Consider the following 22,898-nt stretch of genomic DNA (forward strand, 5'->3'; position numbering starts at 1 on the left):
TGCGGGGGAGATGTCCGGCAGGACAGAGGGGGGTTGGCGGGAACTCGGTCTTTGCCCAAGTTCCCATTCTCTCGCGAATTCTCATCCGCGCGAGTGTGTCACGATTCCAAATAAGTGTCCGCCCAGTTCGACACCGCCCAGCGCGGGTTGTTGGCGATGTTGCCGACCGTATCGCGCGCGACGGAGATGAAGCTCCATTCGGCGACGTTGATCAGCGGCAAATCGGCCGCCACCTTCTTCTGGAACTCCTTGTAGAGCTCGGTGCGGGCTGGCGTATCGAGCGTCTCCGAAGCCTTGGCGATCAGCGCGTCGAGGTCGGCATTCTTGTAGCCGCCCTGGTTGGAGAAGGGCACGCCGTCCGGAATGCCGCTCTGCACCAGGATGGTGGTGGAAATCGCCGGGTCGCCGCGGAACACCGGCGGACCAACGGCAAGGTCGAAGGCATGGTCGGTGTAGACCGCCTTGATATGGGCCGCCGAGTCGTTGTTGACGATCTCGGCGTCGATGCCGATTGCCGCGAGCGCCTGGCGCAGATAGTCGCCGAACTGCTTCGTCTCGTTGAAGTAGGGCGCCGGCAGCAGCTTCAGCGCAAAGCGCTTGCCGTCGTCGGCGCGCCTGTAGCCGGCCTCGTCCAGCAGCGCATTGGCCTTGGCGACGTCGAAAGCATAGGTCTGCACGTCGGCGGTGTAGAATTGCGGATCGTTTTTCGGCACCGGGCCGGTGGCGGTCGCGGCGTAGCCGAGGAAGATCGTCTTGACGACGAAATCCTTGTCGATGGCATGCGCGATCGCCTGCCGCACTTTCAGGTCGGCCAGTTCCTTGCGGCGGTGGTTGATCTCGACGACGAGCTGGTAGGTCAGCCCCTCATAGCCCTTGGTGATGACCTTGAGACCCGGCACCTTGGAAATGCGGTCGAGGTCGGCGAGCGGCACGGCGGAGAAGGCGGCAAGCTGGATCTCTTCCGCCTCGAGCGCAGCGGCGGCCGAGGTGCGATCGGGGAGCACCTGGTAGACGATCTCGTCGAGATAGGGTTCGTCCTTGCCCCAATAGGCGTCGTTCCTGGCCAGACGGTAATATTGCCCGGCCTTGTATTCGGCGAACTTGAACGGGCCGGTGCCGACTGGCGCGTTGTTGGCCGGATTGTCCTCGATCTTGCCCACCTCATAAAGGTGCTTCGGCACGACGCTCGACAGCGCCGGCAGCGCGTTACGGATCAGCTGGAACGGCGTCGGCTTGGCGAATTTGAAGACCGCCGTCAGCGCGTCCGGCGTGTCCACGGCCTCCAGGTCCTTGAACACGGTACGGCCGAGATTTTGCAGCGGCTTCCAGATCTGCAGCGCCGAGAAGGCGACGTCGGCGGAGGTGAACGGCTTGCCGTCATGCCATTTGACGCCATCGCGCAACTTGAAGGTCACCGACAGGCCGTCGGCGGCACCTTCCCAGGAAAGCGCCAGGCGCGGTTCGAGCCCGTCCTTGCCGTCGAAGGAGGCTTCGGCCAGCGTCTCGACGATCTTGCTCGAGATGAAGAAGACACCGTTGGAGGCGACGATCGCGGGATTGAGGTTGCGCGGCTCGGAATCGGCGGCGAGGATCAGCCGGCCGCCCTTCTTTGGCGTCTGCGCGAAGCCGATCGTCGGCAATGCGGTCGAGGCCAGAAGCAGCGCCGAGCCGGCCAGCAGGCCGCGGCGTGAAATCGTCAATTCGGACATCGCTCAAACTCCCCTCTTCGCGCCGTGGCAGGCGCGGCAATCCGGTGATTATGGCCCTTGGCAAAGGTTTCGCCAGAGACGGATTTGGCGCATCATGGCTTGGCTTTGAAATTTCCGTCCGCTGGACCAGCCGGCCGAAAGAGGCTCTCATCCCCTATCTGGTAGGACCACATTATAGAGAAGCAGGATCAAGATTCGGGCAGAAACCGCCTTTAGCGCGAAAGTGATCAATTCTGGCTGGACCAGAGTGGTCAAAATGATGCAGATTTGGCCGACAGCCATAAATCATGACGTTCGGCGCTCCTGCGGCCGATGAAAAACAGGGAGAGGCAGATGAACATCGCTCCGGGCAAAACCGAGGTCAGCAGCGTTCCGTTCGACCAGGCGCGGGTGGACCGGCTGATGGACGAGGCCGGCATCGACGTGCTCTTCGCCACCTCCAAGCACAACACCCAATATCTGCTCGGCGGCTACAAGTTCATCTTCTTCGCGGCGATGGATGCGATCGGCCACAGCCGCTATTTGCCGATCGTCCTTTACGAGAAGGGCGGGCCGGAACATGCCGCCTATATCGGCAACAAGATGGAGGGCGGCGAGCACCAGAACCATCCGTTCTGGACGCCGACCTTGCACGCGGCCTGCTGGGGCACGCTCGATGCCGCCAATCTGGCGGTGGAGCATCTGCGCCAGATCGGCAGGTCGGCGGCCCGCATCGGCATCGAACCGGGTTTCCTGCCCTCCGACGCCTATATGCTGATCCGCAAGGCGTTGCCGGATGCCAAGCTGGTCGATGCGACCGACATGCTGGAACGCATGCGCGCCATCAAGACCGAGGCAGAGCTGGAGCAACTGCGCATCGCCTCCGAGCTGATCACCGACTCCATGCTGGCGACGATTGCCTGGGCGCGGGAAGGCACGAGCAAGACCGACATCATCGAGCAGCTCAGGCGCGAGGAAACCAATCGCGGCGCGCATTTCGAATATTGCCTGCTGACGCTGGGCTCCAGCCACAACCGCGCCGCGTCCAGCCAGGCGTGGAAGAAGGGTGAGGTGATGTCGATCGATTCCGGCGGCAACTATCACGGCTATATCGGCGACCTGTGCCGCATGGGCGTGCTCGGCGAGCCGGATGCCGAGCTGGAGGATCTTCTGGCCGAAGTCGAAGCGGTGCAGCAGGCGGCCTTTTCCAAGGTCAAGGCAGGTATACTGGGCGGCGACATGATCGCGCATGCGGAGAGCGTGCTGAAGGCCTCCAAGGTCGCGGCCTACACGGATTTCTTCGCCCACGGCATGGGGCTGATCACTCATGAGGCGCCGTTCCTGATGACCAATCATCCGGTCGCTTATGAAGGCACCTATGCGGCGAAGCCGCTGGAAAGGAACATGGTGCTGTCGGTCGAGACCACCATGCTCCATCCGTCGCGCGGCTTCATCAAGCTGGAGGATACGGTTGCGGTGACCGACAGCGGTTATGTGATGTTCGGCGACCGCGGGCGTGGGTGGAATAGGGGCGGGGCTTCGTAGCCAAAGATCGGCGCTGCCCCTCATCCGTCTGCCGGGCTTTCGTCCTTCGAAAGCCAAGCAATTGGCTTTTCGTCCGCTACGCGGACCACTCCTCAACTCCCCGTGGAACGGGGAGAAGGAAAGTTCGTCACTCCCCCGCCGGCAGCAGCTTGAAGTCCGGCAGGTCGCGTAGCGCGAGTTCCGGTCCGGCTGGGGAATAGACGACGAAAAGCTGCATCGGCTGGTCGCCGGTGTTGAGCGTCGAGTGAAAGCGGCTTTCCGGCACGTAGATGGTGCAGCCGGGGCCGACCTTGGCCACCACCGGATTGCCGTTCTCGTCCTCGACCATCTGCTCGCCATTGCCGGAGATGACGAAGATGATTTCTTCGGCGCCTGGATGGTTGTGGCGGGTGTGACCCTTGCCCGGCGGCAGGTCGACGACGCCGCCGGAAAAGCGGGCGGCGCCGTTCACTTCCGGCGCCACGGTCAGCGACAGCTTGCCCCAGTCGAAGCCGAAGGCGCTGACATCCTTCGGGTAGACGAACACCTTGCTCTTGTCGGCCATTGCCTCATCCCTTCCTTTTCGTTTTTGTCGGGGCATCGGATTTCCCCAAAACCGGCTTCCACTTTTGGGTCCGATGCCCCAGCGCGACCGCCTTGAAGTCCGCCGTCTGCCTGGCGATTGCTGCCTCGGCCGGCAGCCGCTCCATCGAGCTCGCGCCATAGAAGCCGTGCAGCCCCTCGCAGCGCTCGAGGATATAGCGCGCGTCGTCGGGCATCGAGATCGGCCCGCCATGGCAAAGCAGGATGACGTCCTCGCGCACCGAGCGCGCGGCGTCGGCGATGGCGTCGATCTCCTTGACGCAGGCGTCGAGCGTTTTCGCCGAGGTGGCGCCGATCGAGCCGCCGGTCGTGACGCCCATATGGGCGACGACAATGTCGGCGCCGGCTCGCGTCATGGCGCGCGCTTCGTCCGGATTGAAGACGTAGGGCGTGGTCAGGAGATCGAGCTTGTGCGCCTCGGCGATCATGTCGACCTCGAGGCCGAAGCCCATGCCGGTCTCCTCGAAGCTTTGGCGCATGGTGCCGTCGAACAGGCCTACGGTCGGAAAATTCTGCACGCCGGAAAAACCCATCGTCTTCAGTTCGGCCAAAAGCAGCGGCATGATGACGAAGGGGTCGGTGCCGTTGACTCCGGCCAGCACCGGCGTCTTCTTCACCACCGGCAGCACTTCATAGGCCATCTCCTTGACGATCTCGTTGGCGTTGCCATAGGCGAGCAGGCCGGCGGCCGAGCCGCGCCCGGCCATGCGGTAGCGACCGGAATTGTAGATGATGATAAGGTCGATGCCGCCGGCTTCCTCGGCCTTGGCCGACAGGCCGGTGCCGGCGCCGCCTCCGACGATCGGCACGCCGTCGGCGATCATGTTGCGGAATTTTTCCAGGATCGTTTTGCGGGGAATGGCGGCCATGCTTGTCGTCTCTCAGTTTTGAGCGATGTCGAGGAACGCCTCGGCGGCGGCCTTGGCGAATGCGGGGTCATTGATGTGCAGCGGCAGGCGTGTGACGATGCGGTCCGTGGTCGGTCGGATCGTATGCTCGATGGCGTCGAACAGTGCCGCGTCGGCGTCCGGATCGAAGAAGGCGCCGCCTTTTATATCCAGCGCCGACACGCCCCTTTCCGGGATCAGGAAACGGACCGGGCCGTCGCAGCGGGCGAGGCGGCCGCCGATCCATTCACCGATCTTGCGGCATTCCTCGGCCGTAGTGCGCATCAGCGTGACGTTGGGGTTGTGCTCGTAGAACAAGCGTCCGCGATAACGATCGGGGATCGTGGCCGGCGCCCGGAAATTCACCATGTCGAGGGCGCCGACCGAGCCGACATAGGGCAGCTTCGCGCGGGCAATCGCGCCGAAGCGATCCTCGGTCGCGGGCAGCACGCCGCCGAACAGGAAGTCGCAGACTTCGGTCGTGGTGATGTCGAGGACGCCGGCCAGCAGACCGCTGTCGGCGAGCTTCTCCATCGAGCGGCCGCCGGTGCCGGTGGCGTGGAAGACCATGCAGTCATAGTCGGCGCGCAATCGGTCGACGATCGCGGTCACGCAGGGCGTGGTGACACCGAACATGGTGAGCCCCAGCGCCGGCTTGCCGGCGGCGGCCGGGGCGGGCTTCGCGGCCATGCCGGCGATAGCCTGAGCGGCATTGTGCAGCACCGTGCGGGAGAGCCTGTTCAGTCCCGCCATGTCGGTCACCGACGGCATCATGACGATGTCGGAGACGTCGACGTAAGGGGCGGTATCGCCGGAGGCCAGCGTCGAAACCATGAGCTTCGGCAGGCCGAGCGGCAGCGCGCGCATGCCGGCGGTGACGATCGACGTGCCGCCGCCGCCGCCGATGCCGATGATGCCGGCGATGTCGTTGCGCGACCGGATGAAATTGACGAAGGCGGCGCCCATGCCGGCGACCGCGGCGCCGCGGTCATCGAGGCCGAGAACCGCGCCGGCTCCCTTGGCATGATGCGTGGCGACCTGGCTTGCGGGGATGTCGACCGGGACAGTCGCGCCGCGCGTGCCGATATCGACACGCATGACCGCGCCGCCGGCCTTGGCGACGGCATCGGCCAGGAAGGCGAGTTCCTCACCCTTGGTGTCGGCGGTGCCGACCACATAGATGCGCCCCATCGGTGGTTCCCCGTCATCCGGCATGTCCGGCATCGCCGTCCGCCTCTTTTGCCCCACCCTTAAGCTCCTCGGCAAAAGCCTCGTCGCTGGTAGGGACCCCATTATCGCCTGGCGTTGCGCCATTGCAAATTTTTGAGACGCGCGTATCGTATTGATATGGATGTCTCACGTCAACAAGCCGCCGCCAACGATGATGCCGCCCAGGCGCCGGCCGTCGAGAAGGGGCCGCGCGCCCGCACGAGGCGACTGATGCTGGAGACGGCGACGAGGCTGATGCAGTCCGGCATGACCCCGTCGGTCAGCGAGGTCGCGGAGGCGGCGGAGGTGTCGCGCGCGACCGCCTACCGCTATTTCCCGAGCCAGGCGGCGCTGGTGCAGGCCGTGGTCGACGAAGGGCTCGGCCCGATCCTGACCTGGAAGTCGGCGTCCGACGATGCCGAGCGGCGCGTGGCGGATCTCTTCGCCACCGCGATGCCGCGCATCGAAGCCTTCGAGGCGACCTTCAAGGCGGCGCTGAAACTGTCCCTCGATCAATGGGCGCGGCGCGAGGCGGGGACGCTCGGATCGGAACCGGCCTTAAAGCGCGGCCATCGCGTCGACTTGCTGAAGGATGCGATCGCGCCGCTTAAGGGGCGCTTGAAGCCGCGCCAGCTCAAGCGCCTTGCCCAGGCGCTGTCGCTGGTGTTCGGCGTCGAGGTGGTCACGGTGTTGAAGGATATATGGGGGCTGGACAGCGCCGAGATGATGTCGGTCGCGCAATGGGCGGCGGGCGCGCTGGTGCGTGCCGCGATGGCGGAATCGGAGGCGGAATCGGCGATGTCCAAGGCAACAACGGCCTAAATCTGGTTCGACCAGATTAAGGGGACAGTTTGGAATGTTAATTGTGATGGGCAGCCTGTGGCAAGGGCCCTGCATATCAAGGAGTAGGAAAAGCAAAGGAAAACAGGCGGATATCGTAATGTTTCGCTTTTTCGGCTACTGCTGGCCGCTCAAGAAAGCGCTTGACGCCAAGCCGGAATTGGTAATACCAGATCAAGACAGATAAAGCGGATCAAAAGTGAAGGCTGCGATCCATTTCCGGCAGGGCGACGAGGCCTGGAACCGGAGAGGCGCCATCACAGGAGGAACTACCAGGGCCGGCTTTCGCTGCCAGCCCGCATGAGACGGTAGAATGCGCACAAGGGAGGAAAACTATGCGCAAGTTAGTGACCAGCGTGCTTGCTGGTGTCGGCCTGGCGCTTGCCTGCGGGACATCCGTGCACGCGCAGGAAAAGTCGCTCACCATCTTCTGGGCGGAATGGGATCCGGCCAACTACCTGCAGGAACTCGGCAACGAGTATGAGAAGGAAACCGGCGTCAAGATCACGGTTGAAACCACGCCGTGGTCCGACTTCCAGACCAAGGCATTCACCGAGTTCAACGCCCATGGCGACGCCTATGACCTCGTGGTGGGCGACTCGCAGTGGCTCGGCGCGGGCTCGACCGGCGGCCACTATGTCGACCTGACCGACTTCTTCAACAAGTACAACCTCAAAGAAGTCATGGCGCCGGCGACGGTCAAATACTACGCTGAATATCCCGGCAACAGCGGCAAGTACTGGGCAATCCCGCTCGAGGGCGACGCCGTCGGCTGGTCCTATCGCAAGGACTGGTTCGAGGACCCGAAGGAAAAGGAAGCCTTCAAGGCCAAGTATGGCTACGACCTCGACGTGCCGAAGGATTTCAAGGCGCTGCGCGACATCGCTGAATTCTTCTACCGGCCGGACCAGAAGAAATACGGCATCGCCATCTACACCGACAATTCCTATGACGCGATGGCGATGGGCTTCGAGAACGCCCTGTTCTCCTACGGCGGCGAGCTCGGCGACTACTCCACGTACAAGGTCGACGGTATCGTCAACTCCGACAAGGCCGTCGCGGCACTGGATGCCTACAAGGAACTCTACAAGTTCACGCCTCCGGGCTGGGCCAAGTCGTTCTTCGTCGAGGACAACCAGGCGATCACCGAGAACCTCGCGGCGATGAGCATGAACTACTTCGCCTTCTTCCCCTCGCTGATCAACGAGTCGTCAAATCCGAACGCCAAGAACACCGGTTTCTTCGCCAATCCTCCGGGACCGAATGGCGACCAGTTCGCGGCTCTCGGCGGCCAGGGCATCTCCATCGTCTCCTATTCGCAGAAGCAGGACGAGGCGATGAAGTTCCTGGAATGGTTCATCAAGGACGACACCCAGAAGAAATGGGCGGCTCTCGGCGGCTATACCTGCAGCGCCGCGGTGCTGAAATCGCCGGAATTCCAGAGTGCAACGCCGTATAACAAGGCCTTCTACGAGACCATGTTCAAGGTGAAGGACTTCTGGGCTGTGCCGGAATATGCCGAACTGCTGCAGCAGCTCAACCAGCGCGTCTATCCCTACATGATCGGCGGCTCGGGCACCGCCAAGGAAACGCTGGACGCGCTTGCCGCTGACTGGAACGCGACCTTCAAGAAATACGGCCGCGTGAAGTAACCGACATGCCTCACGGAGGAGGCTTCTCATGCCTCCTCCGTTTGCTTTTTTGAGAATCCGGAGCAGGGTTTTGGCGAGCACGATGATCACTACGCTGGACAGGTCCTCGCGGGCCGCAGCGCGCGGCCTCAGCGACATTTCGATCCGCAATCTCTTCATTATCCCGACGATCCTGTTCCTGATCGTCTTCAACATCTTTCCGTTGATCTATTCGCTCGGCTATTCCTTCACCGATTTCCGCGCGTCGACCAACGCGCCGGCTAATTTCGTCGGATTGCAGAACTATCGCGATCTGCTCAACGACCCCTATGTCTGGTCGAACTTCGCCATCACCGCGAAATACGTGATTGTCTCGGTCGTCGGACAACTGCTTGTCGGCTTTGGCGTGGCGATGCTGCTCAACCGGGATATTCCGCTCAAGGGCCTTATCACTACGCTGCTGTTACTGCCGATGATGCTGTCGATGGCCGTCGTCGGCCTGTTCTGGAAACTGCTTTATGACCCTTCATGGGGCGTCATCAACTATGCGCTCGGGCTCGGCAATTTCGAGTGGCTGGCAGACCCGAAAATGGCGCTCTATGCGGTCGCCTTGACCGATATCTGGATGTGGTCGCCCTTCGTCATGCTGCTGTCGCTGGCCGGCCTCTCGGCGGTGCCGAAACATCTCTACGAGGCCGCGGCGATCGACCGCGCCGGCCCATTCTACACCTTCTTCCGCATCACTCTGCCGCTGGTCGCGCCGATCCTGATGATCGCGGTCATTTTCCGCACCATGGAAGCGTTCAAGACCTTCGATCTCGCCTACATCCTGACCAGCCAGCCGACGGCCGAACTTATCTCGATCCGGCTCTACAAGATGGCTTTCCAGGAATGGCAGACGGGGCGCTCCTGCGCCATGGCCTACATCGTGCTGATCATGGTGCTGGCGATCACCAACATCTACGTCAAATACCTCAACAAAGTGAAGGAGCGCTGACAGATGGCCGCCGTCCGCACTTCTTCAGAAATCACCTTCAACCGCATCGCCATCGTCATCGTTCTGCTGGTGACGATCATTTTCCTGGCGCCAATCTACTGGATCGCCTCGACGGCATTCAAGCCGCGCGCCCTCGCCACCACCATCCCGCCGACGGTCATCTTCCAGCCGGAGATATCGCCCTTCGTGAAGCTGTTCACCAAGCGGTCCCAGATGCGCAATCCGCCGACGCCGGAAGAATATGCGGCCGCCCCATGGTGGGAGCGCGTCGTCTTCGACGGCGGCGAAAAGATCGTGCGCGACGGCAAGGGTGAGGTGCAGTGGTCGGGCTATCCGAGCCGCTTCCTGAACTCGCTGATCGTGGCGATCACCTCGACCGTGCTCGCAGTCGGCATGGGCACGTTCACAGCCTACGGCTTCTCGCGCTTCAAGGTGAAGGGAGAGGCGGACCTGCTCTTCTTCATCTTGTCGACGCGCATGCTGCCGCCGGTGGTGGTCGCGATCCCGATGTTCCTGATGTACCGGGCCGTGGGGCTGAACGATTCCCATCTCGGCCTGATCATCCTCTACACCGCCTTCAACCTTTCCTTCTCGGTCTGGCTGATGAAAGGGTTCATCGACGAGATCCCGAAGGAATATGAGGAGGCGGCGCTCGTCGACGGCTACACGCGCATGGAAGCCTTCTTCAAGATCGTGCTGCCGGAGGCCGCCACCGGCATCGCCGCCACCGCCGTGTTCTGCTTCATCACGGCGTGGAACGAATATGCCTTCGCGCTGATCATGACCAACCGCCGCGCCCAGACCGCGCCGCCCTTCATCCCGAGCCAGGTCGGCTCCGGCCTGCCCGACTGGACGGTGATCGCCGCCGGCACGTTCCTGTTCCTGCTGCCGGTCGCGATCTTCACCTTCCTACTCCGCAACCATCTGTTGCGCGGCATGTCCTTCGGAGCGATCCGCAAATGAGCTTTCGCGCGATCAACGAGAAATATCTGGAGCCTGGATCGCAGATCCTGATGGTGCTCGGCATCGTCGCGCTCTGCCAACCCTGGAACATGCCGCTCCACACCTACGGCGTGACGATCATCCTGATCGGCCTGATCGGCTTCAACGTCACCTCCAAGATCCCACGCGAGGAGCAGGCCGGCACCGGGCACGGAGCCGACCAGCAGGCGCGCAACGCGGGGGCACAGCATTGACCCAGATCGAGCTTCGCGGCGTCCAGAAATTCTTCGGCGCCGTCCAGGTCATCAAGGACCTGAACCTCAAGATCGACGACAACGAGTTCATCGTGCTGCTCGGACAGTCGGGCTGCGGCAAGACGACGACGCTGCGCGCCATCGCCGGGCTGGAGACAATCGACCAGGGCGACATATTGATCGACGGCAAGCCGGTGCAGCACCTGAAGGCTGCCGACCGCGACATCGCCATGGTGTTCCAGTCGTTCTCGCTCTATCCGCATATGAACGTCTACGAGAACATCGCCTTTCCGCTGCGCGCGACGCGCAAGAGCAGGAGCGAGATCGACACCGAGGTGCGCTCGGTAGCCAAGACGCTGCAGATCAGCGATCTTCTCAACAAGAAGCCCTCGGCGCTGTCGGGCGGCGACATGCAGCGCGTGGCCATCGGCCGGGCGCTGGTGCGGCGCCCGAAGGCGATGCTGATGGACGAGCCGATCGGCGCGCTCGATGCCAAGCTGCGCGAGGAAATGCGCGCCGAGATCAAGCGGCTGCATATCAAGCAAGGCTCGACCAGCATCTATGTCACGCACGACCAGATCGAGGCGATGAGCCTCGCCGACCGCATCGTCATCATGCATGAGGGCGTGCTGCAGCAGGTCGGCACGCCGGACGAGGTCTATTCGCATCCGGCCAATCTGTTCGTCGCGCAGTTCGTCGGCAGCCCGGTGATGAACGTGGCTGAGGCGACGGTCGCCGAGAATGCGTCGGCAGCTTCCGTCTCCGTCGGCGGCGCGGCCACCGGCTTCGAGTTTCCGCGCGCGCTGCTTTCCAAGCTCAACGGCCATGCCGGCGGCCAGCTGACGCTCGGCATCCGGCCGGAAGGCGTGCTGGTGCGCCGCGAGGCGACGGACGGCTTCCTGCCAGTCGAAACGCAGATCGTCGAGCCGCTGGGATCCTTCGATATCGTCGATCTCAAGGTCGGCTCCAAGATGCTGCGCGCCCGCACCAAGAGCGGCTTCATCGGCGGTGCGGGCGAAAAGGTCTATGCGCGGATCGATCCTTCGCAGGCGCATTTCTTCGACGCCGCGAGCGGCAAGTCGCTCGGAGTGAGATTGTAATGGCCCATATCCAGCTGAAGAACATCTCCAAGACGTTCGGCACCCACACGGCTCTGTCCAATCTCGATCTCGACATCGCCGACGGCGAATTCTTTGTGCTGCTCGGCGAGACGGGCGCCGGCAAGACGACGACGCTGAGGATGGTCGCGGGCCTTGAGAAGCCGACCGAGGGCCAGGTCTTCATCGACGGCGTCGACGTCGCCGACTGGGGCGCTGCCGAACGCGACGTGGCGCTGGTGCTGCAGCAATATTCGCTCTATCCGCGCTACACGGTGCGGCAGAACCTCGAATTTCCGCTAAAGCCGAAGATCCGCCGGCTGCCGGATGCCGAGATCAAGGACCGCGTGGCGCGCGCGGCCCGCACGCTCAGGATCGAGCATCTTCTCGACCGCAAGACGGACCGGCTTTCCGGCGGCGAGATGCAGCGCGTGTCGATCGGCCGGGCGATCGTGCGCAAGCCGCGCGTGTTCCTGATGGACGAGCCGCTGTCGGCGCTCGACGCCAAGCTGCGCGAGGCGCTGCGCACGGAATTGAAGAACCTGCAGATGCAGCTTGGCGCCACATTCCTGTTCGTCACGCATGACCAGATCGAAGCCATGTCGATGGGCGACAAGGTCGGCGTGCTCAACCATGGTCGCATCGTCCAGACGGGCACGCCGCATGAGATCTACAACAATCCTCGCGACACCTATGTCGCGAGCTTCGTCGGTTCGCCGCCGATGAACCTCATCGACGGCAGGCTGGTCAACGACCGCGCCGTGATGGCGCCGATGAATTTCGAGCTGCCGCTGACGGTTGGGGCCAAGACTTTTGGCGGGGGCAGGACGAGTGGCGCGACCGACGGTCGGCCACTCGTCTTCGGCATCCGTCCGGAGGACGTCTACCTGGAGAGCGGCGCGCCGGTCGAGGCGCACGTCCACGACGTCGAGAACCACGGTGTGGAGAAGATCCTGACGCTCAGGGTCGGCGAAACGATGCTGCGGGCAACCGTGCCGGCCAGGACCGATGTCGCGATCGAACAGCCGGTGCGCTTTGCCTGGAACCCGGACAAGGTGGTGCTGTTCGACAAGGGCAGCGGCGTCAGCCTGCGGCACGTCGGATAGCGGTCAGCAGGATCACGCGTTCGGTGTCCGACAGGCAGGCATCGTCATGCATTTCGTCGGCCTTCCGGGTCCAGTAGGAGCCGGCTGCAACTCGACCCTGTTGGCTTCGCCGCCCTGCATCTGCCAATGCGCCCAGGGGCCCTTGATGACCACGGCGCGGTAATCGGCGGTGTGGGCTTGGACGGGCGCGCGCCAGTTGCGGGGAACCTTCAGCAGCGTGCCGGCCGGGCCTTTCGTTCGTTCGCCCCATAGCGGGCCAAGGCGCTGTGGCTGGCCCGGCGCTTCGACGGCAGGTAGCTGTCCTCGAGCGCGAAAGCCGGGCTTGGCAGGATGGCGAGCGCGGCAAGCGCAAGCGATGCAAGATGATTGGGCATGCTGTTTCCTCCATCAGCCAGCTTATGCCGCCTCGGCCGGCGGGAATGACGCGGTGTCCAAAGGACTTGGCAATTCCTCCAGCCTGGCAACCGGCTGCTTGTGATCAGGATTGTTCGTCGGCGCCGGTGTGACGGAAATGACTCGGCGCCACGCCCATCACCCGCTTGAAGGCGCGGCTGAAGGAGGCTTCCGAATCGTAACCCAGCCTCGATGCCGCCACCGAAACCCGCATGCCGTCGCGGGTGAGCCATTGCCGGGCCTGGTGCATGCGCACACGCAGCACATATTTGGCCGGCGTCTCACCGACCACGGTGGCGAAGCGCTGCGCAAAGGCGGAGCGTGAGGCGCCCATCATCCTGGCCAGCGCCTCGACCGTCCAGTCGCGCTCCGGCTGCAGGTGGATAGCGGCGAGCACCTTGCCGACATCCGGGTTGCGCACGGCGGCGATCCATCCGGTGGCGTCGCCGCAGCCATTCTCCACCCAGGAGCGGATGATGGTGGCCGCGAGCACGTCGGCCAGGCGGGCGAGGATGCCGCCGGAGCCGACGCGGTCCATCGTCACCTCGCCCGCCATCGCGTCGAGCAGATGCTGGATGCCGGGCGCGTTGGCCATCAGCTTATGCGCCTGCATCAGGTCGGGCATCATCTCCAGCAGCGGATGCGAGCCGTCGAGGTTGAAATGCATGCTGCCGCAAAACAGCAAGGTCTTGCAGCCGTCGCAGCCGTTCGAGACGTCGTAGATGTTCTCGCACACCGGCTCGATCGTGTAGCGGCCGATCGGCACCGGCGGCACGCCGGGCGCGCTCGCCAGCACATGCTCGTCGCCGCGCGGGATCAGCAGCGCGTCGCCCACCGAGAGCTTTATCCATTCCTTGGCCGGCGAGAACAGCCAGCAGCCTCGCTGTCCGATGAAATGGAAGCGCGCCGCCTTCTGCGCGGGGAAGGAAACGGCCCACGGTTCGCCAAGCACGCAGCGGCCGTAATCGACGCCGTCAAGGCGCAGGCCGCGCAACATGTCGGTCAGCGGGTCGCCGGAAGCCTGCAGAATGGTTTTGGACGAATTGTAATTCATTTCGGCGTTTTTAGCATGGAAACTCCAGCCAGTCACTCCCTATGTTGCGCTCAGCCAAATGCTGCGCCGCAACCAAATCGAACTGACAGAGCCGCCCGCCGGCATGTAACGGGTGGAGTCCGATCTGGTCATCTCTTGCGTAGCGCCACAAACAGATCGGAGATTTTGCCATGACCGAACCCGCAACGGGCGCCGTCGACGCCACTATTCTCGACGCAGGCGAACAGGACGAACGAACCGAACCGGCCTGGGCGGCGGTGGTCTCGCTGGCGCTCGGCGTTTTCGGCTTGGTGACCGCCGAATTCCTGCCCGCCAGCCTGTTGACGCGGCTGGCGCAGGACCTCGGCGTCAGCGAAGGCGCCGCCGGCCAGGCGGTGACGGCGACGGCCGTCGTCGGCGCGATCGCGGCGCCGACCATGGCGATCGTCACCAAGCGGCTCGACCGCCGACTGGTCATGTGGATACTCTCCGTCCTTTTGATCGTCTCCAACCTCGTCGCCGCCTTCGCGTCCTCGCTCACCATGCTGCTTCTTGCCCGCGTCGTGCTGGGCGTTGCGCTTGGCGGTTTCTGGTCGATGTCGGCGGCCATGGCGCTGCGGCTTGTGCCGATGCGGCTGATGCCGCGCGCCATGTCGATCATCCTGACCGGCGTCTCGGTCGCCACGGTCACGGCGGCTCCGGTCGGCGCCTATGTCGGCGATATCTGGGGCTGGCGCACCGCCTTCATGATCGCGGCGGTCGTCGGCGGGCTGGCGCTGCTGGTGCAACTCGCCACCCTGCCAAGCCTGCCGCCGACGGCGGTCGCGAGCTTCCGCACGCTGGCCGAGGTGCTGAAGCGGCCGATGATCCGCATCGCGCTGCTGGTCGTTCTCCTGGTCGCGTCCGGACAGTTTGCCGGCTTCACCTATGTGCGGCCGTTCCTGGAGACGGTGCCGGCGATGCCGATCGAAACCGTCTCGCTGGTGCTGCTCGCCTATGGCATCGGCGGCTTCTTCGGCAATTTCGCCGGCGCCTTCCTGGCCGAGCGCAACCTGAAGATGGCGGTCGGCCTGGCGCCGCTGCTGATCGCCTTGTCGGCGGCGGCGCTGCTCGTGCTCGGCGCCTCGCCGATAACGGCGGCTGTCGCGGTCACCGCCTGGGGCTTTGCCTTCGGCGCCGTTCCGGTCGGCCTGCAGACCTGGCTGGTGCGCGCCGCGCCTGACCAGGCCGAGAGCGCCGGCGGCCTGATGGTCGCGACCTTCCAGGTGGCGATCGCGCTTGGCGCCGTCGTCGGCGGCCTTCTGGTCGATCATGCCGGTGTCGCCACCGCCTTCGCCTATAGCGGCGTGGCGACGTTGCTCGCGGCGCTGGTGGCCTTCCTGATGGGACCGAAGCAGGCTGCCGAGTAGCTAAGACTGCTTGCCTCCCAGGCATCGGCCCGGCGGCTCTCACGGGCGTCGGGCCGATAATTTTTAGCTTCGGGCCGCGCCGCCGTCGAACTCGAAAACTTCGATGGTCGCCAGGTCGACGTCTTCCAGGCAGTTGATGTTGACATAGGCGGATCGTTCGTTGCCCTCGCTTACATCCTCGGCGAAAGGGTGCATGCCGCAGGTGCGGCAGAAACGATGCGCGATCGCGCCCTTGCCGAATGTGTAGCGGCCGAGGTCGTCGCCCCAGGCGACCAGATTGAGCTTCTCATGCGGCACGGCCCACAACAGCGCGCCCTTGCGCCGGCAGATCGAGCAATTGCAGCGCACGGCCATGCCAAGCTCGCCCTCGACCTCGAACGCCACCTTGCCGCAGTGGCAGCTGCCTTTGTATAGCATCAGCATCTTCCCATCGCTGGCAGGGTGCAAAGGCACGCTTGCCGGGTTATCTCTTGGCTGGCCCAACATCAGGCCGTGCCTAAAAGACGTTGCAACTTTGCAGGGCCCGACATCGAAAATGCAATCCGTTCGCGACCGTCTTGAAATCATCCTGTCACGTCTTGCCAATCGCGCGGCCGACGAGAAGGTCTACACGAAGCTCTACGCCGAGGCGGCGCGTGCAGCCGCCGATGCGGCCGATGCCCGCCGCAAGGCCGGTGTGAGCCTCGGACCGCTCGACGGGCGCATCGTCTCGATCAAGGACCTGTTCGATGTCGCCGGGGAGCCGACGACGGCGGGGTCGCTGATCCGCGCCGGCGCCGCGCCGGCGACGCAGGACGCGGCGATCGTGCGGAGGCTGCGCCAGGCGGGAGCCGTCATCCTCGGCAAGACCAACATGACCGAGTTCGCCTTCACCGCGATCGGCGACAATCCGCATTACGGCACGCCGGGCAATGCCGCCGATGCAAGCCTGATCCCGGGCGGGTCGTCATCGGGGGCGGGCGTTGCGGTAGGCGAGGGCACGAGCGACATCTCGATCGGTTCGGACACCGGCGGCTCGGTGCGCATCCCGGCCTCGCTCAACGGCGTTGTCGGCTTCAAACCGACGGCGGGGCGGGTGCCATTGACCGGCGCCTTTCCGCTGTCGATGACGCTCGATTCGATCGGCCCGCTTGCCCGCAGCGTCGCCGATTGCGCGATCACCGATGCGATCATGGCGGGACAAGAGCCCATTAGTCTCCAGCCGGTCTCGCTCGCCGGCCTGCGCGTCGGCATTCCGCGCGGCGACTTGTTCGGCGAGACGCAAGCGGAGGTCGCCGCGGCTTTCGAGGGCTGCATCGACCGGATCGGGCTAGCCGGCGCCCGCGCTGCCGATTTGTCCATCGACGATCTCATTGCCGAGATGCGCGCCGCCTCCAAACGCGGCACGATCGCCTCCATGGAAGGCGCGGAAGTGAATGCCGATTGGCTGGCGGGCGGCGCCTCGGTACCGGTCGATCCGCATGTCACCGGGCCGTTGTCCCGCGCGCTGGCCGTTCCCGCTTCAGCCTATATCCGCACGATCCGCCGTCGCGGCGAGCTTGTGGCAGCCACGGCGGAACGGCTGGAGACGATCGATGTGCTGGTATTGCCGACCGTGCCGATGGTCGCGCCCTCCATTGCCGCCATGGCTGGCGACGAAGCGCTGCGCGACAAGACGGAAGGGCTGCTCTTGCGCAACACGCAGGTCGCCAACCAGTTCGATCTCTGCGCGATCTCGCTGCCGATGCCCGGCATAAAGCTGCCGGCTGGTTTGATGCTGGTGGGCAAGCACGGGTACGACAGTCATCTGCTGCGTATTGCCGCCGCGGTCGAGACTTTGCTTGGCCGTTGATAGGGCGCGGCGAACCGACGCAAATTCGGCGCCCGGGAATTCGCTGTCTCGCTGTCATCTCTGGCTGCATCGTCGCGATGGTCGTCGGGAACTAACCGTCGGCCGGAAAGCGCCCCCGGTAGTGTTCGACGACTTCCGGATTGCGCAGATTGACCGGCAATTTGCCGGCGAGCACCAGCAATGCCTCGCCGGCGGCGCCGACCCCCATGCGCATCATCGATTCCTCGGTGATGCCGGCCATATGCGGGGTGACGATGACATTGTCGAAGCCGAAATAAGGATGGTTGGGCGGCAGCGGCTGCGTGGAAAAAACGTCCAGCGCGGCGCCGCCGATGCGGCCCGCTCGCAACGCTTCGATCAGCGCCTCGTCGTCGACCACCGGGCCGCGCGAGACATTGATCAGCAGCGCGTTGGGCTTCATGCGGGCGATGCGCTCGCGGCCGATCAGGCCGCGTGTCTCGTCCGTCAGCGGACAGCAGAGCACGATGATATCGCTCTGCTCGACCAGCGCGTCGATCGACAGGAAGCCGACACGTTCGGGCGCCGGACGCAGGCTTCGCGTGGTCGCCACGACATTGAGGTCGAAGCCGTGCGCGGCGATATGGCCGACGGCCTGGCCGACCGCGCCGAGGCCGACGATGCCGATGGTCTTGCCGGCAAGCTCGCTGGTCGAGTTGGCATGCTCGCGCCCGGCAAGCCAGCCCTTGGCGCGCAGGTCGCGGTCCATCGTTCGGAAGCGCCGCAGCAGCGCAAGGGCCACGAACATCACATGCTCGGCGACCGAGCGGGCATTGACGGCGGGCACGTTCGCCACCAGCACGCCGGCGGCGGTCGCGGCCTCGACCGGGATCATGTCCAGCCCGGCGCCGTGGCGGATCGCGGCGCGCAGGTTCGAAGCACCCGCAAACAGCTCCGGCGGCAGCGGCGCGCGCACGATGACGATGTCGGCATCGCTCGCTTCGGCGGTCAGAGTTTTGGCATCGAGCGCGGAAGCGACGGCCAGCCGCCCGGCGCCCGCCAGCATGGCCGTGGCGCGAGGATGCAGCGGATGCGTCGACAGGATCTTGCGCATGAGGTTTTGTTTTTCTCCGCATTTCCGCCACGCCAAGCGATAACGCTTGGCTGCAAAATGCTCTAGGCCTTTTCGAGCGCCGCGCTTTTCGGCTCCATTCCGCGGCCTTCGATGATCCCCTTCCAGTAGCTCTCGGCTCCCTGCAAATGGGCATTCATCAGGGCCTGGGCGAGATTGCCGTCGCGGCGCAACAGCGCTTCGTAGATCTGGATATGCTCGGCATGTGAGCGCACGCTGCGTTCGGGATCGTTGAAATAGATCGGCAGGCGCTGCTCGCCCATCAGGTAGTAGACGCTGCAGATGTTGTGGAAGACGCTGTTCTTGGTCGCGCGCACGATCTCGAGGTGGAACTCGCGGTCCTCCTTGGCGAGGCCTTCGCCGGCGGCGATGCGCTCTTCGGAGGCTTTCAGGATCTCGCGCAGGCGTTCGAAGTTTTCTTCCGTTGCGCGAGAGCAGGCAAGCTCGGCCGCCTTGATCTCGTGGATCTTGCGCAACTCGACGGTCTCGTAGATCTGCACCGGATCGAGCGGCAGGCCCGCACGGGCGAAAAGCGCCAGCGCTTCCACGCTCGCCTGCTTGGTGTCGATATAGATGCCGGACTTGGCGCGTCGCTCGACGATGCGCATGGCTTCCAGGATGGCCAGCGCTTCGCGGATCTGGCCACGGCTGACGCCGAAATGCTCCGCCAGCTCGCGCTCCGAGGGCGTGCGGCCGGACTCCTTGTCCGAGTTGGCGAAGAGGTAGGCGGCAAGTTCCGCGAGAAGGTTCTTTTCTTTCATCGTCAAATACGTTGCGCGTGCGCCTCCAGGAATCGCTCGGAGATGGTGAAACCCAATCCAGGCTTTTCAGGGATCGCTATCATACCGTCCTTCGCTTCGACAGTCTCCTCGACAAGGTCGTGGATCATCGGGTTAGCGCCGAGCGAATATTCGATGATGAAGCTGGCGGGCGAGGCGGCACAGACATGCAGCCCGGCAAAGAAGCAGGGCGCGCCGGCCCACAGGTGCGGCGCGAAGCGCAGGTTGAAGGCGCTGGCGATGGTGCCGATCTTCATCGCCTCGCTGATGCCGCCGCAAAACGCCGGATCCGGCTGGAAGATGTCGGCCGATTTCAGCACCGCCAGATCGCGGAAGGCGTAGCGCGTCGCCTCGCTTTCGCCTGTCGCGATCGGCATCGCGCCCGAGGCGCGCACTTCGGCCATGCCCGGCTTATCGTCGGCGATCACCGGTTCCTCGAACCAGGCAAGGTCGAGATCGGCGGTTAGCTTGATGAAGCGCTTGGCCTCGGCGACGGTGTAGGTGCCATGCGCATCGACCATCAGATCGACATCCGGCCCGATCGCCTGCCTTGCGGCGCGCACGCGCGCGGCCGAGACATGCGGGGCGCCGTCCATGGCGCCGACGCGCATCTTCAGCGCCTTGAAGCCGCCCTTGGCGATATAGGATTTCAACTGCTCGCCGATGGCGTCGGCAGCGGCCCAGCCGCCCGAGGCGTAGGCCTGCATCCGCTCGACCTTGCGACCGCCAAGCAGCCGCCATACCGGCTGCCCCAGCGATTTGCCGAGAATGTCCCAGAGCGCGATGTCGACGGCGCTGATCGCCGCGACGCTCATGCCGCGCCGCGCCAGCTGCGGCATGGCATGGCCGGCATGCGCCGCTGTCTCGTACCGCACACCGTTGTAGAGCATTTCCCAGATGATGCCGATGTCGGCCGGATCGCGGCCGATGAGCTGCGGGCCGATCTCGTGGTTGAGCATATGGACGAGCGCGCCATAGCTGCCGGCGCTGCCGGCGGCGTTCTTGCCCTCGCCCCAGCCGACCAGGCCGTCATCGGTCTCGATGCGCAAAATGGCGGCGTCGAACGTCGTCACCTGACCGAAGTCGCTGCGATGCTGCTTCGCGACTTCGATCGGGATACGAACCCACCAGGCCTGGACGCGTTTGATGCGCATGTTTTCCCTTCGGCCCCTCCGCCCGCCGGGTGGAAGGGATAGGTTTCAATCGGAGGCCTACTTGATCAGCGGCAGCAGCGTTTCGGCGGTGATGCGCATCTGGTCGGTGTAGAATTTTTCCGTGAGCACGCTGGAGCCGTGGTCCTGGATGAACTTGAGCTGCTCGGGCGAGATGTCGACCGGATTGCGCTCGACCATCTCCGGATAGGGCGCCGCCGGCGTGCGGTCGACGGGCGCGACGAACTCGTTGGTCAGCGCGCCGTCATAGCCGACTTCCTTCAGCGTGCGCACGATCTTCGGCCAGTCGATCTGGCCAAGGCCGGCGGCGAAGCGGTTGTTGTCGGCGACATGGAAATCGAACAGGCGTTTGCCGACCTGGCGGATCGCGTCATAGACGTTAAATTCCTCCATATGGATATGGTAGGCGTCGAGGCAGACGCCGCATTCGGGACTCACCGCATCGGCGAGCGCCAGCGCCTGGGCGCCGCGGTTGAAGAGATAGGTCTCGAAGCGGTTGAGCGGCTCGACGGCGATCCTGACGCCGACCTTCTTGGCATGGGTGAAACACTCGCGCGTGGCGTCGACCACCCAGCCCCATTCCTCCGCCTCGGTGCCGTCCGGCACGACCTTGCCGACAGTCGCGGGCACCAGCGTGATGATCTCGCCGTCGAGCTCGCTCACCATGGTGAGCACGTCCTTGACATATTGGACCGAGCGCTCGCGCTGGCCCTGGTCCTTGGCGGCGAGGTTGCGCTCGCCTAGCATCAGCGTCACCGAACCCCAGCAGCGGATGCCGTGCTCCTTGAGAAGCGCACGCGTCTCCTTGGTCTTGTACTGCTCGGGCTCGCCGGAAATCTCGATCGATTCGTAGCCGAATTTCTTGATGCGCTTGAGCGTCACCTCCAGCGGCTCCGCCCGCATCCAATTGTGCGTCGAAAGATGCATGGTCTATCCTTCCCAGAATTCGCCTGTCACGTTTTACCCCGCGACGGCTCCGATAGAAGCGGTCGCACGTTTCCTCCCCAAGGCGTTGCCAGCATTTTTCCTGAAACTGGTTCGACCAATTGGGCCTTCCATGACCTCTACAGCAAATTTTCATGCACGGCAAGAAGTGGGTGGATGACACCAAATCAATCAGTCAATGGTCTGATTTTATAAGGTAATTTCGCTCATTTGTTCGAAATCCCGAGCTGTCCTCGTCGATTTGGACCGCTTGACCGAATTACGGGATTTGGTAATACCAGAATGGCGCGACGCATAGACGCCGACAGTATTGACCAAACAGGCTGGCCCTCACTTCAATCGGCGCTATGCTTGGTCGCGAAAACAATGAGGGAGGATGCCGATGCCGACGACGATGAAGGGCCCCGGCCTGTTTCTGGCGCAGTTCGCGGGCGATGCCGCGCCGTTCAATTCGCTGGCTTCGATCACCAAATGGGCGGCCGGGCTCGGCTACAAGGGCGTGCAGATCCCGACCTGGGACGGGCGCCTGTTCGACCTCAAGAAGGCGGCGTCGTCGAAGGCCTATTGTGACGAGGTGAAAGGCATCTGCGCCGATGCCGGCGTCGAGATCACGGAATTGTCGACGCATCTGCAGGGCCAACTGGTCGCCGTTCATCCAGCCTATGACGCGCAGTTCGACGGCTTTGCGCCGGCCGAGGTGCACAACAACCCCAAGGCGCGCCAAAAATGGGCGGTCGAGCAGATGAAGTTCGGCGCCAAGGCATCGAGGAATCTCGGGCTGAATGCTTCGGTGTCGTTCACCGGCTCGCTGGCTTTCCCCTACCTTTATCCGTTCCCGCAGCGGCCGGCCGGGCTGATCGAGGAGGCCTTCTCCGAACTCGGCAAGCGCTGGAAGCCGATCCTCGATGTCTACGAGGACAATGGCGTCGATGTCGGTTATGAGATCCACCCTTCCGAGGACGTGTTCGACGGCGCCACCTTCGAGATGTTCCTCGACGCGGTCGGCGGCCACAAGCGCTGCAACATCAATTACGATCCGTCGCATTTCCTGCTGCAGCAGCTCGATTATCTCGAGTTCATCGACATCTACCACGAGCGGATCAAGGCGTTCCACGTCAAGGACGCCGAGTTCAATCCGACCGGGCGGCAAGGCGTCTATTCCGGCTACCAGGGCTGGGTGAACCGGGCGGGCCGCTTCCGTTCGCTGGGAGACGGGCAGGTGGATTTCGGCGGCATCTTCTCGAAGCTTACCCAGTACAACTACGATTCCTGGGCGGTGCTGGAGTGGGAATGCTGCCTGAAGCATCCCGAGGACGGGGCGGCCGAAGGCGCGCCCTTCATCCAGCATCACATCATCCGGGTCACGGAGAAAGCCTTCGACGATTTCGCCGGCGGCACCAGCGACAAGAAGCTGTTGCGGGCGATGATGGGGATTTGACCTACGAACTCTGCTTGAGGAGATTCGGCC

21 protein-coding genes and 1 pseudogene are annotated in these 22,898 nt (G+C 63.9%); 11 read left to right on the forward strand and 11 right to left on the reverse strand.

All coding sequences use genetic code 11. The annotated features are described in order from the left end of the window. Positions 1 to 98: 98 nt before the first annotated feature. Complete coding sequence (locus FJ430_RS08565; RefSeq protein ID WP_140709521.1) at positions 99 to 1,709, reverse strand: ABC transporter substrate-binding protein; 1,611 nt, start codon at positions 1,707 to 1,709, stop codon at positions 99 to 101. Between the two features lie 333 nt (positions 1,710 to 2,042). On the opposite strand from FJ430_RS08565, the gene FJ430_RS08570 reads away from it, so the two are divergent. Next, entirely contained in the window at positions 2,043 to 3,233 is a 1,191-nt protein-coding gene (locus FJ430_RS08570; protein ID WP_140709523.1) for a M24 family metallopeptidase, read from the forward strand. Positions 3,234 to 3,360: 127 nt separating this feature from the next. On the opposite strand, the gene FJ430_RS08575 is transcribed toward FJ430_RS08570, so the two are convergent. Genes FJ430_RS08575 through FJ430_RS08585 form a run of 3 tightly spaced genes read right to left on the reverse strand, consistent with a single transcriptional unit; the run spans position 3,361 to position 5,893 of the window. Then, a complete protein-coding gene (locus FJ430_RS08575; protein ID WP_140709525.1) occupies positions 3,361 to 3,777 on the reverse strand; it encodes a cupin domain-containing protein in 417 nt (138 codons plus the stop codon). Positions 3,778 to 3,781: 4 nt separating this feature from the next. Then, positions 3,782 to 4,684: a phosphoenolpyruvate hydrolase family protein gene (locus FJ430_RS08580; RefSeq protein ID WP_226892119.1), complete on the reverse strand. Its 903-nt coding sequence runs from the start codon at positions 4,682 to 4,684 to the stop codon at positions 3,782 to 3,784. Between the two features lie 12 nt (positions 4,685 to 4,696). Further along, positions 4,697 to 5,893, reverse strand: a complete 1,197-nt coding sequence (locus tag FJ430_RS08585) for a Tm-1-like ATP-binding domain-containing protein (protein ID WP_140709527.1) — start codon at positions 5,891 to 5,893, stop codon at positions 4,697 to 4,699. 156 nt (positions 5,894 to 6,049) lie between these two features. Here FJ430_RS08585 and FJ430_RS08590 point away from each other — a divergent pair, with 156 nt between their 5' ends. The 7 genes from FJ430_RS08590 to FJ430_RS08620 all read left to right on the forward strand — a co-directional run bounded on the left by FJ430_RS08590 (position 6,050) and on the right by FJ430_RS08620 (position 12,778). Continuing rightward, on the forward strand, positions 6,050 to 6,733 hold the full coding sequence (locus FJ430_RS08590) for a TetR/AcrR family transcriptional regulator (RefSeq protein WP_140709529.1): 684 nt from the start codon (positions 6,050 to 6,052) through the stop codon (positions 6,731 to 6,733). A gap of 353 nt (positions 6,734 to 7,086) precedes the next feature. After that, a complete protein-coding gene (locus FJ430_RS08595) occupies positions 7,087 to 8,403 on the forward strand; it encodes an ABC transporter substrate-binding protein (protein WP_140644645.1) in 1,317 nt (438 codons plus the stop codon). A 70-nt stretch (positions 8,404 to 8,473) separates the two neighbouring features. Further along, on the forward strand, positions 8,474 to 9,379 hold the full coding sequence (locus tag FJ430_RS08600; protein WP_140644644.1) for a carbohydrate ABC transporter permease: 906 nt from the start codon (positions 8,474 to 8,476) through the stop codon (positions 9,377 to 9,379). Positions 9,380 to 9,382: 3 nt separating this feature from the next. Continuing rightward, positions 9,383 to 10,342, forward strand: a complete 960-nt coding sequence (locus tag FJ430_RS08605; protein ID WP_140644643.1) for a carbohydrate ABC transporter permease — start codon at positions 9,383 to 9,385, stop codon at positions 10,340 to 10,342. Then, on the forward strand, positions 10,339 to 10,575 hold the full coding sequence (locus FJ430_RS08610; protein ID WP_140644642.1) for a hypothetical protein: 237 nt from the start codon (positions 10,339 to 10,341) through the stop codon (positions 10,573 to 10,575). Before FJ430_RS08605 ends, FJ430_RS08610 begins: the two co-directional genes overlap by 4 nt. After that, complete coding sequence (locus FJ430_RS08615) at positions 10,572 to 11,675, forward strand: ABC transporter ATP-binding protein (RefSeq protein ID WP_140644641.1); 1,104 nt, start codon at positions 10,572 to 10,574, stop codon at positions 11,673 to 11,675. The genes FJ430_RS08610 and FJ430_RS08615 overlap by 4 nt, the downstream gene beginning before the upstream one ends. Further along, a complete protein-coding gene (locus FJ430_RS08620; protein WP_140709531.1) occupies positions 11,675 to 12,778 on the forward strand; it encodes an ABC transporter ATP-binding protein in 1,104 nt (367 codons plus the stop codon). Before FJ430_RS08615 ends, FJ430_RS08620 begins: the two co-directional genes overlap by 1 nt. Here FJ430_RS08620 and FJ430_RS08625 read toward each other — a convergent pair. Together FJ430_RS08625 and FJ430_RS08630 are read right to left on the reverse strand one after the other, a co-directional pair. Continuing rightward, positions 12,756 to 13,152 (reverse strand): annotated as a pseudogene (locus FJ430_RS08625) (DUF4437 domain-containing protein). The gene FJ430_RS08620 and the pseudogene FJ430_RS08625 overlap by 23 nt on opposite strands. Before the next feature lie 104 nt (positions 13,153 to 13,256). Further along, a complete protein-coding gene (locus FJ430_RS08630; RefSeq protein ID WP_140644639.1) occupies positions 13,257 to 14,225 on the reverse strand; it encodes an AraC family transcriptional regulator in 969 nt (322 codons plus the stop codon). Between the two features lie 170 nt (positions 14,226 to 14,395). Here FJ430_RS08630 and FJ430_RS08635 point away from each other — a divergent pair, with 170 nt between their 5' ends. Beyond that, positions 14,396 to 15,613, forward strand: a complete 1,218-nt coding sequence (locus tag FJ430_RS08635) for an MFS transporter (RefSeq protein ID WP_140709534.1) — start codon at positions 14,396 to 14,398, stop codon at positions 15,611 to 15,613. Positions 15,614 to 15,676: 63 nt separating this feature from the next. Here FJ430_RS08635 and FJ430_RS08640 read toward each other — a convergent pair whose 3' ends face one another. Further along, entirely contained in the window at positions 15,677 to 16,030 is a 354-nt protein-coding gene (locus tag FJ430_RS08640; protein WP_140709536.1) for a GFA family protein, read from the reverse strand. Positions 16,031 to 16,148: 118 nt separating this feature from the next. Here FJ430_RS08640 and FJ430_RS08645 point away from each other — a divergent pair, with 118 nt between their 5' ends. Next, positions 16,149 to 17,444, forward strand: a complete 1,296-nt coding sequence (locus FJ430_RS08645; RefSeq protein WP_140709538.1) for an amidase — start codon at positions 16,149 to 16,151, stop codon at positions 17,442 to 17,444. 91 nt (positions 17,445 to 17,535) lie between these two features. Here FJ430_RS08645 and FJ430_RS08650 read toward each other — a convergent pair whose 3' ends face one another. The 4 genes from FJ430_RS08650 to FJ430_RS08665 all read right to left on the reverse strand — a co-directional run bounded on the left by FJ430_RS08650 (position 17,536) and on the right by FJ430_RS08665 (position 21,412). Further along, complete coding sequence (locus tag FJ430_RS08650) at positions 17,536 to 18,516, reverse strand: hydroxyacid dehydrogenase (protein ID WP_140709540.1); 981 nt, start codon at positions 18,514 to 18,516, stop codon at positions 17,536 to 17,538. A 62-nt stretch (positions 18,517 to 18,578) separates the two neighbouring features. Continuing rightward, on the reverse strand, positions 18,579 to 19,295 hold the full coding sequence (locus tag FJ430_RS08655) for a FadR/GntR family transcriptional regulator (RefSeq protein WP_140709542.1): 717 nt from the start codon (positions 19,293 to 19,295) through the stop codon (positions 18,579 to 18,581). Positions 19,296 to 19,297: 2 nt separating this feature from the next. Continuing rightward, positions 19,298 to 20,467 (reverse strand): mandelate racemase/muconate lactonizing enzyme family protein, encoded by a 1,170-nt coding sequence (locus FJ430_RS08660; protein ID WP_140644633.1) that lies wholly within the window; start codon positions 20,465 to 20,467, stop codon positions 19,298 to 19,300. A 57-nt stretch (positions 20,468 to 20,524) separates the two neighbouring features. Further along, positions 20,525 to 21,412, reverse strand: coding sequence for a sugar phosphate isomerase/epimerase family protein (locus FJ430_RS08665; protein WP_140644632.1), 888 nt, complete (start codon positions 21,410 to 21,412; stop codon positions 20,525 to 20,527). A gap of 400 nt (positions 21,413 to 21,812) precedes the next feature. Here FJ430_RS08665 and FJ430_RS08670 point away from each other — a divergent pair, with 400 nt between their 5' ends. Then, complete coding sequence (locus FJ430_RS08670; protein ID WP_140709544.1) at positions 21,813 to 22,868, forward strand: sugar phosphate isomerase/epimerase family protein; 1,056 nt, start codon at positions 21,813 to 21,815, stop codon at positions 22,866 to 22,868. Positions 22,869 to 22,898: the final 30 nt, after the last annotated feature.

The sequence above is a fragment of the Mesorhizobium sp. B2-8-5 genome (assembly GCF_006440675.2).
Lineage (GTDB): Bacteria > Pseudomonadota > Alphaproteobacteria > Rhizobiales > Rhizobiaceae > Mesorhizobium.

Excerpts from the sequence above, each read along its gene's own strand:
- FJ430_RS08565 (WP_140709521.1), bottom strand. The coding sequence starts at position 1,709 with ATGTCCGAATTGACGATTTCACGCCGCGGCCTGCTGGCCGGCTCGGCG.
- FJ430_RS08570 (WP_140709523.1), top strand. The coding sequence starts at position 2,043 with ATGAACATCGCTCCGGGCAAAACCGAGGTCAGCAGCGTTCCGTTCGAC.
- FJ430_RS08575 (WP_140709525.1), bottom strand. The coding sequence starts at position 3,777 with ATGGCCGACAAGAGCAAGGTGTTCGTCTACCCGAAGGATGTCAGCGCC.
- FJ430_RS08580 (WP_226892119.1), bottom strand. The coding sequence starts at position 4,684 with ATGGCCGCCATTCCCCGCAAAACGATCCTGGAAAAATTCCGCAACATG.
- FJ430_RS08585 (WP_140709527.1), bottom strand. The coding sequence starts at position 5,893 with ATGGGGCGCATCTATGTGGTCGGCACCGCCGACACCAAGGGTGAGGAA.
- FJ430_RS08590 (WP_140709529.1), top strand. The coding sequence starts at position 6,050 with ATGGATGTCTCACGTCAACAAGCCGCCGCCAACGATGATGCCGCCCAG.
- FJ430_RS08595 (WP_140644645.1), top strand. The coding sequence starts at position 7,087 with ATGCGCAAGTTAGTGACCAGCGTGCTTGCTGGTGTCGGCCTGGCGCTT.
- FJ430_RS08605 (WP_140644643.1), top strand. The coding sequence starts at position 9,383 with ATGGCCGCCGTCCGCACTTCTTCAGAAATCACCTTCAACCGCATCGCC.
- FJ430_RS08610 (WP_140644642.1), top strand. The coding sequence starts at position 10,339 with ATGAGCTTTCGCGCGATCAACGAGAAATATCTGGAGCCTGGATCGCAG.
- FJ430_RS08620 (WP_140709531.1), top strand. The coding sequence starts at position 11,675 with ATGGCCCATATCCAGCTGAAGAACATCTCCAAGACGTTCGGCACCCAC.
- FJ430_RS08630 (WP_140644639.1), bottom strand. The coding sequence starts at position 14,225 with ATGAATTACAATTCGTCCAAAACCATTCTGCAGGCTTCCGGCGACCCG.
- FJ430_RS08635 (WP_140709534.1), top strand. The coding sequence starts at position 14,396 with ATGACCGAACCCGCAACGGGCGCCGTCGACGCCACTATTCTCGACGCA.
- FJ430_RS08640 (WP_140709536.1), bottom strand. The coding sequence starts at position 16,030 with ATGCTATACAAAGGCAGCTGCCACTGCGGCAAGGTGGCGTTCGAGGTC.
- FJ430_RS08645 (WP_140709538.1), top strand. The coding sequence starts at position 16,149 with ATGCAATCCGTTCGCGACCGTCTTGAAATCATCCTGTCACGTCTTGCC.
- FJ430_RS08650 (WP_140709540.1), bottom strand. The coding sequence starts at position 18,516 with ATGCGCAAGATCCTGTCGACGCATCCGCTGCATCCTCGCGCCACGGCC.
- FJ430_RS08655 (WP_140709542.1), bottom strand. The coding sequence starts at position 19,295 with ATGAAAGAAAAGAACCTTCTCGCGGAACTTGCCGCCTACCTCTTCGCC.
- FJ430_RS08660 (WP_140644633.1), bottom strand. The coding sequence starts at position 20,467 with ATGCGCATCAAACGCGTCCAGGCCTGGTGGGTTCGTATCCCGATCGAA.
- FJ430_RS08665 (WP_140644632.1), bottom strand. The coding sequence starts at position 21,412 with ATGCATCTTTCGACGCACAATTGGATGCGGGCGGAGCCGCTGGAGGTG.
- FJ430_RS08670 (WP_140709544.1), top strand. The coding sequence starts at position 21,813 with ATGCCGACGACGATGAAGGGCCCCGGCCTGTTTCTGGCGCAGTTCGCG.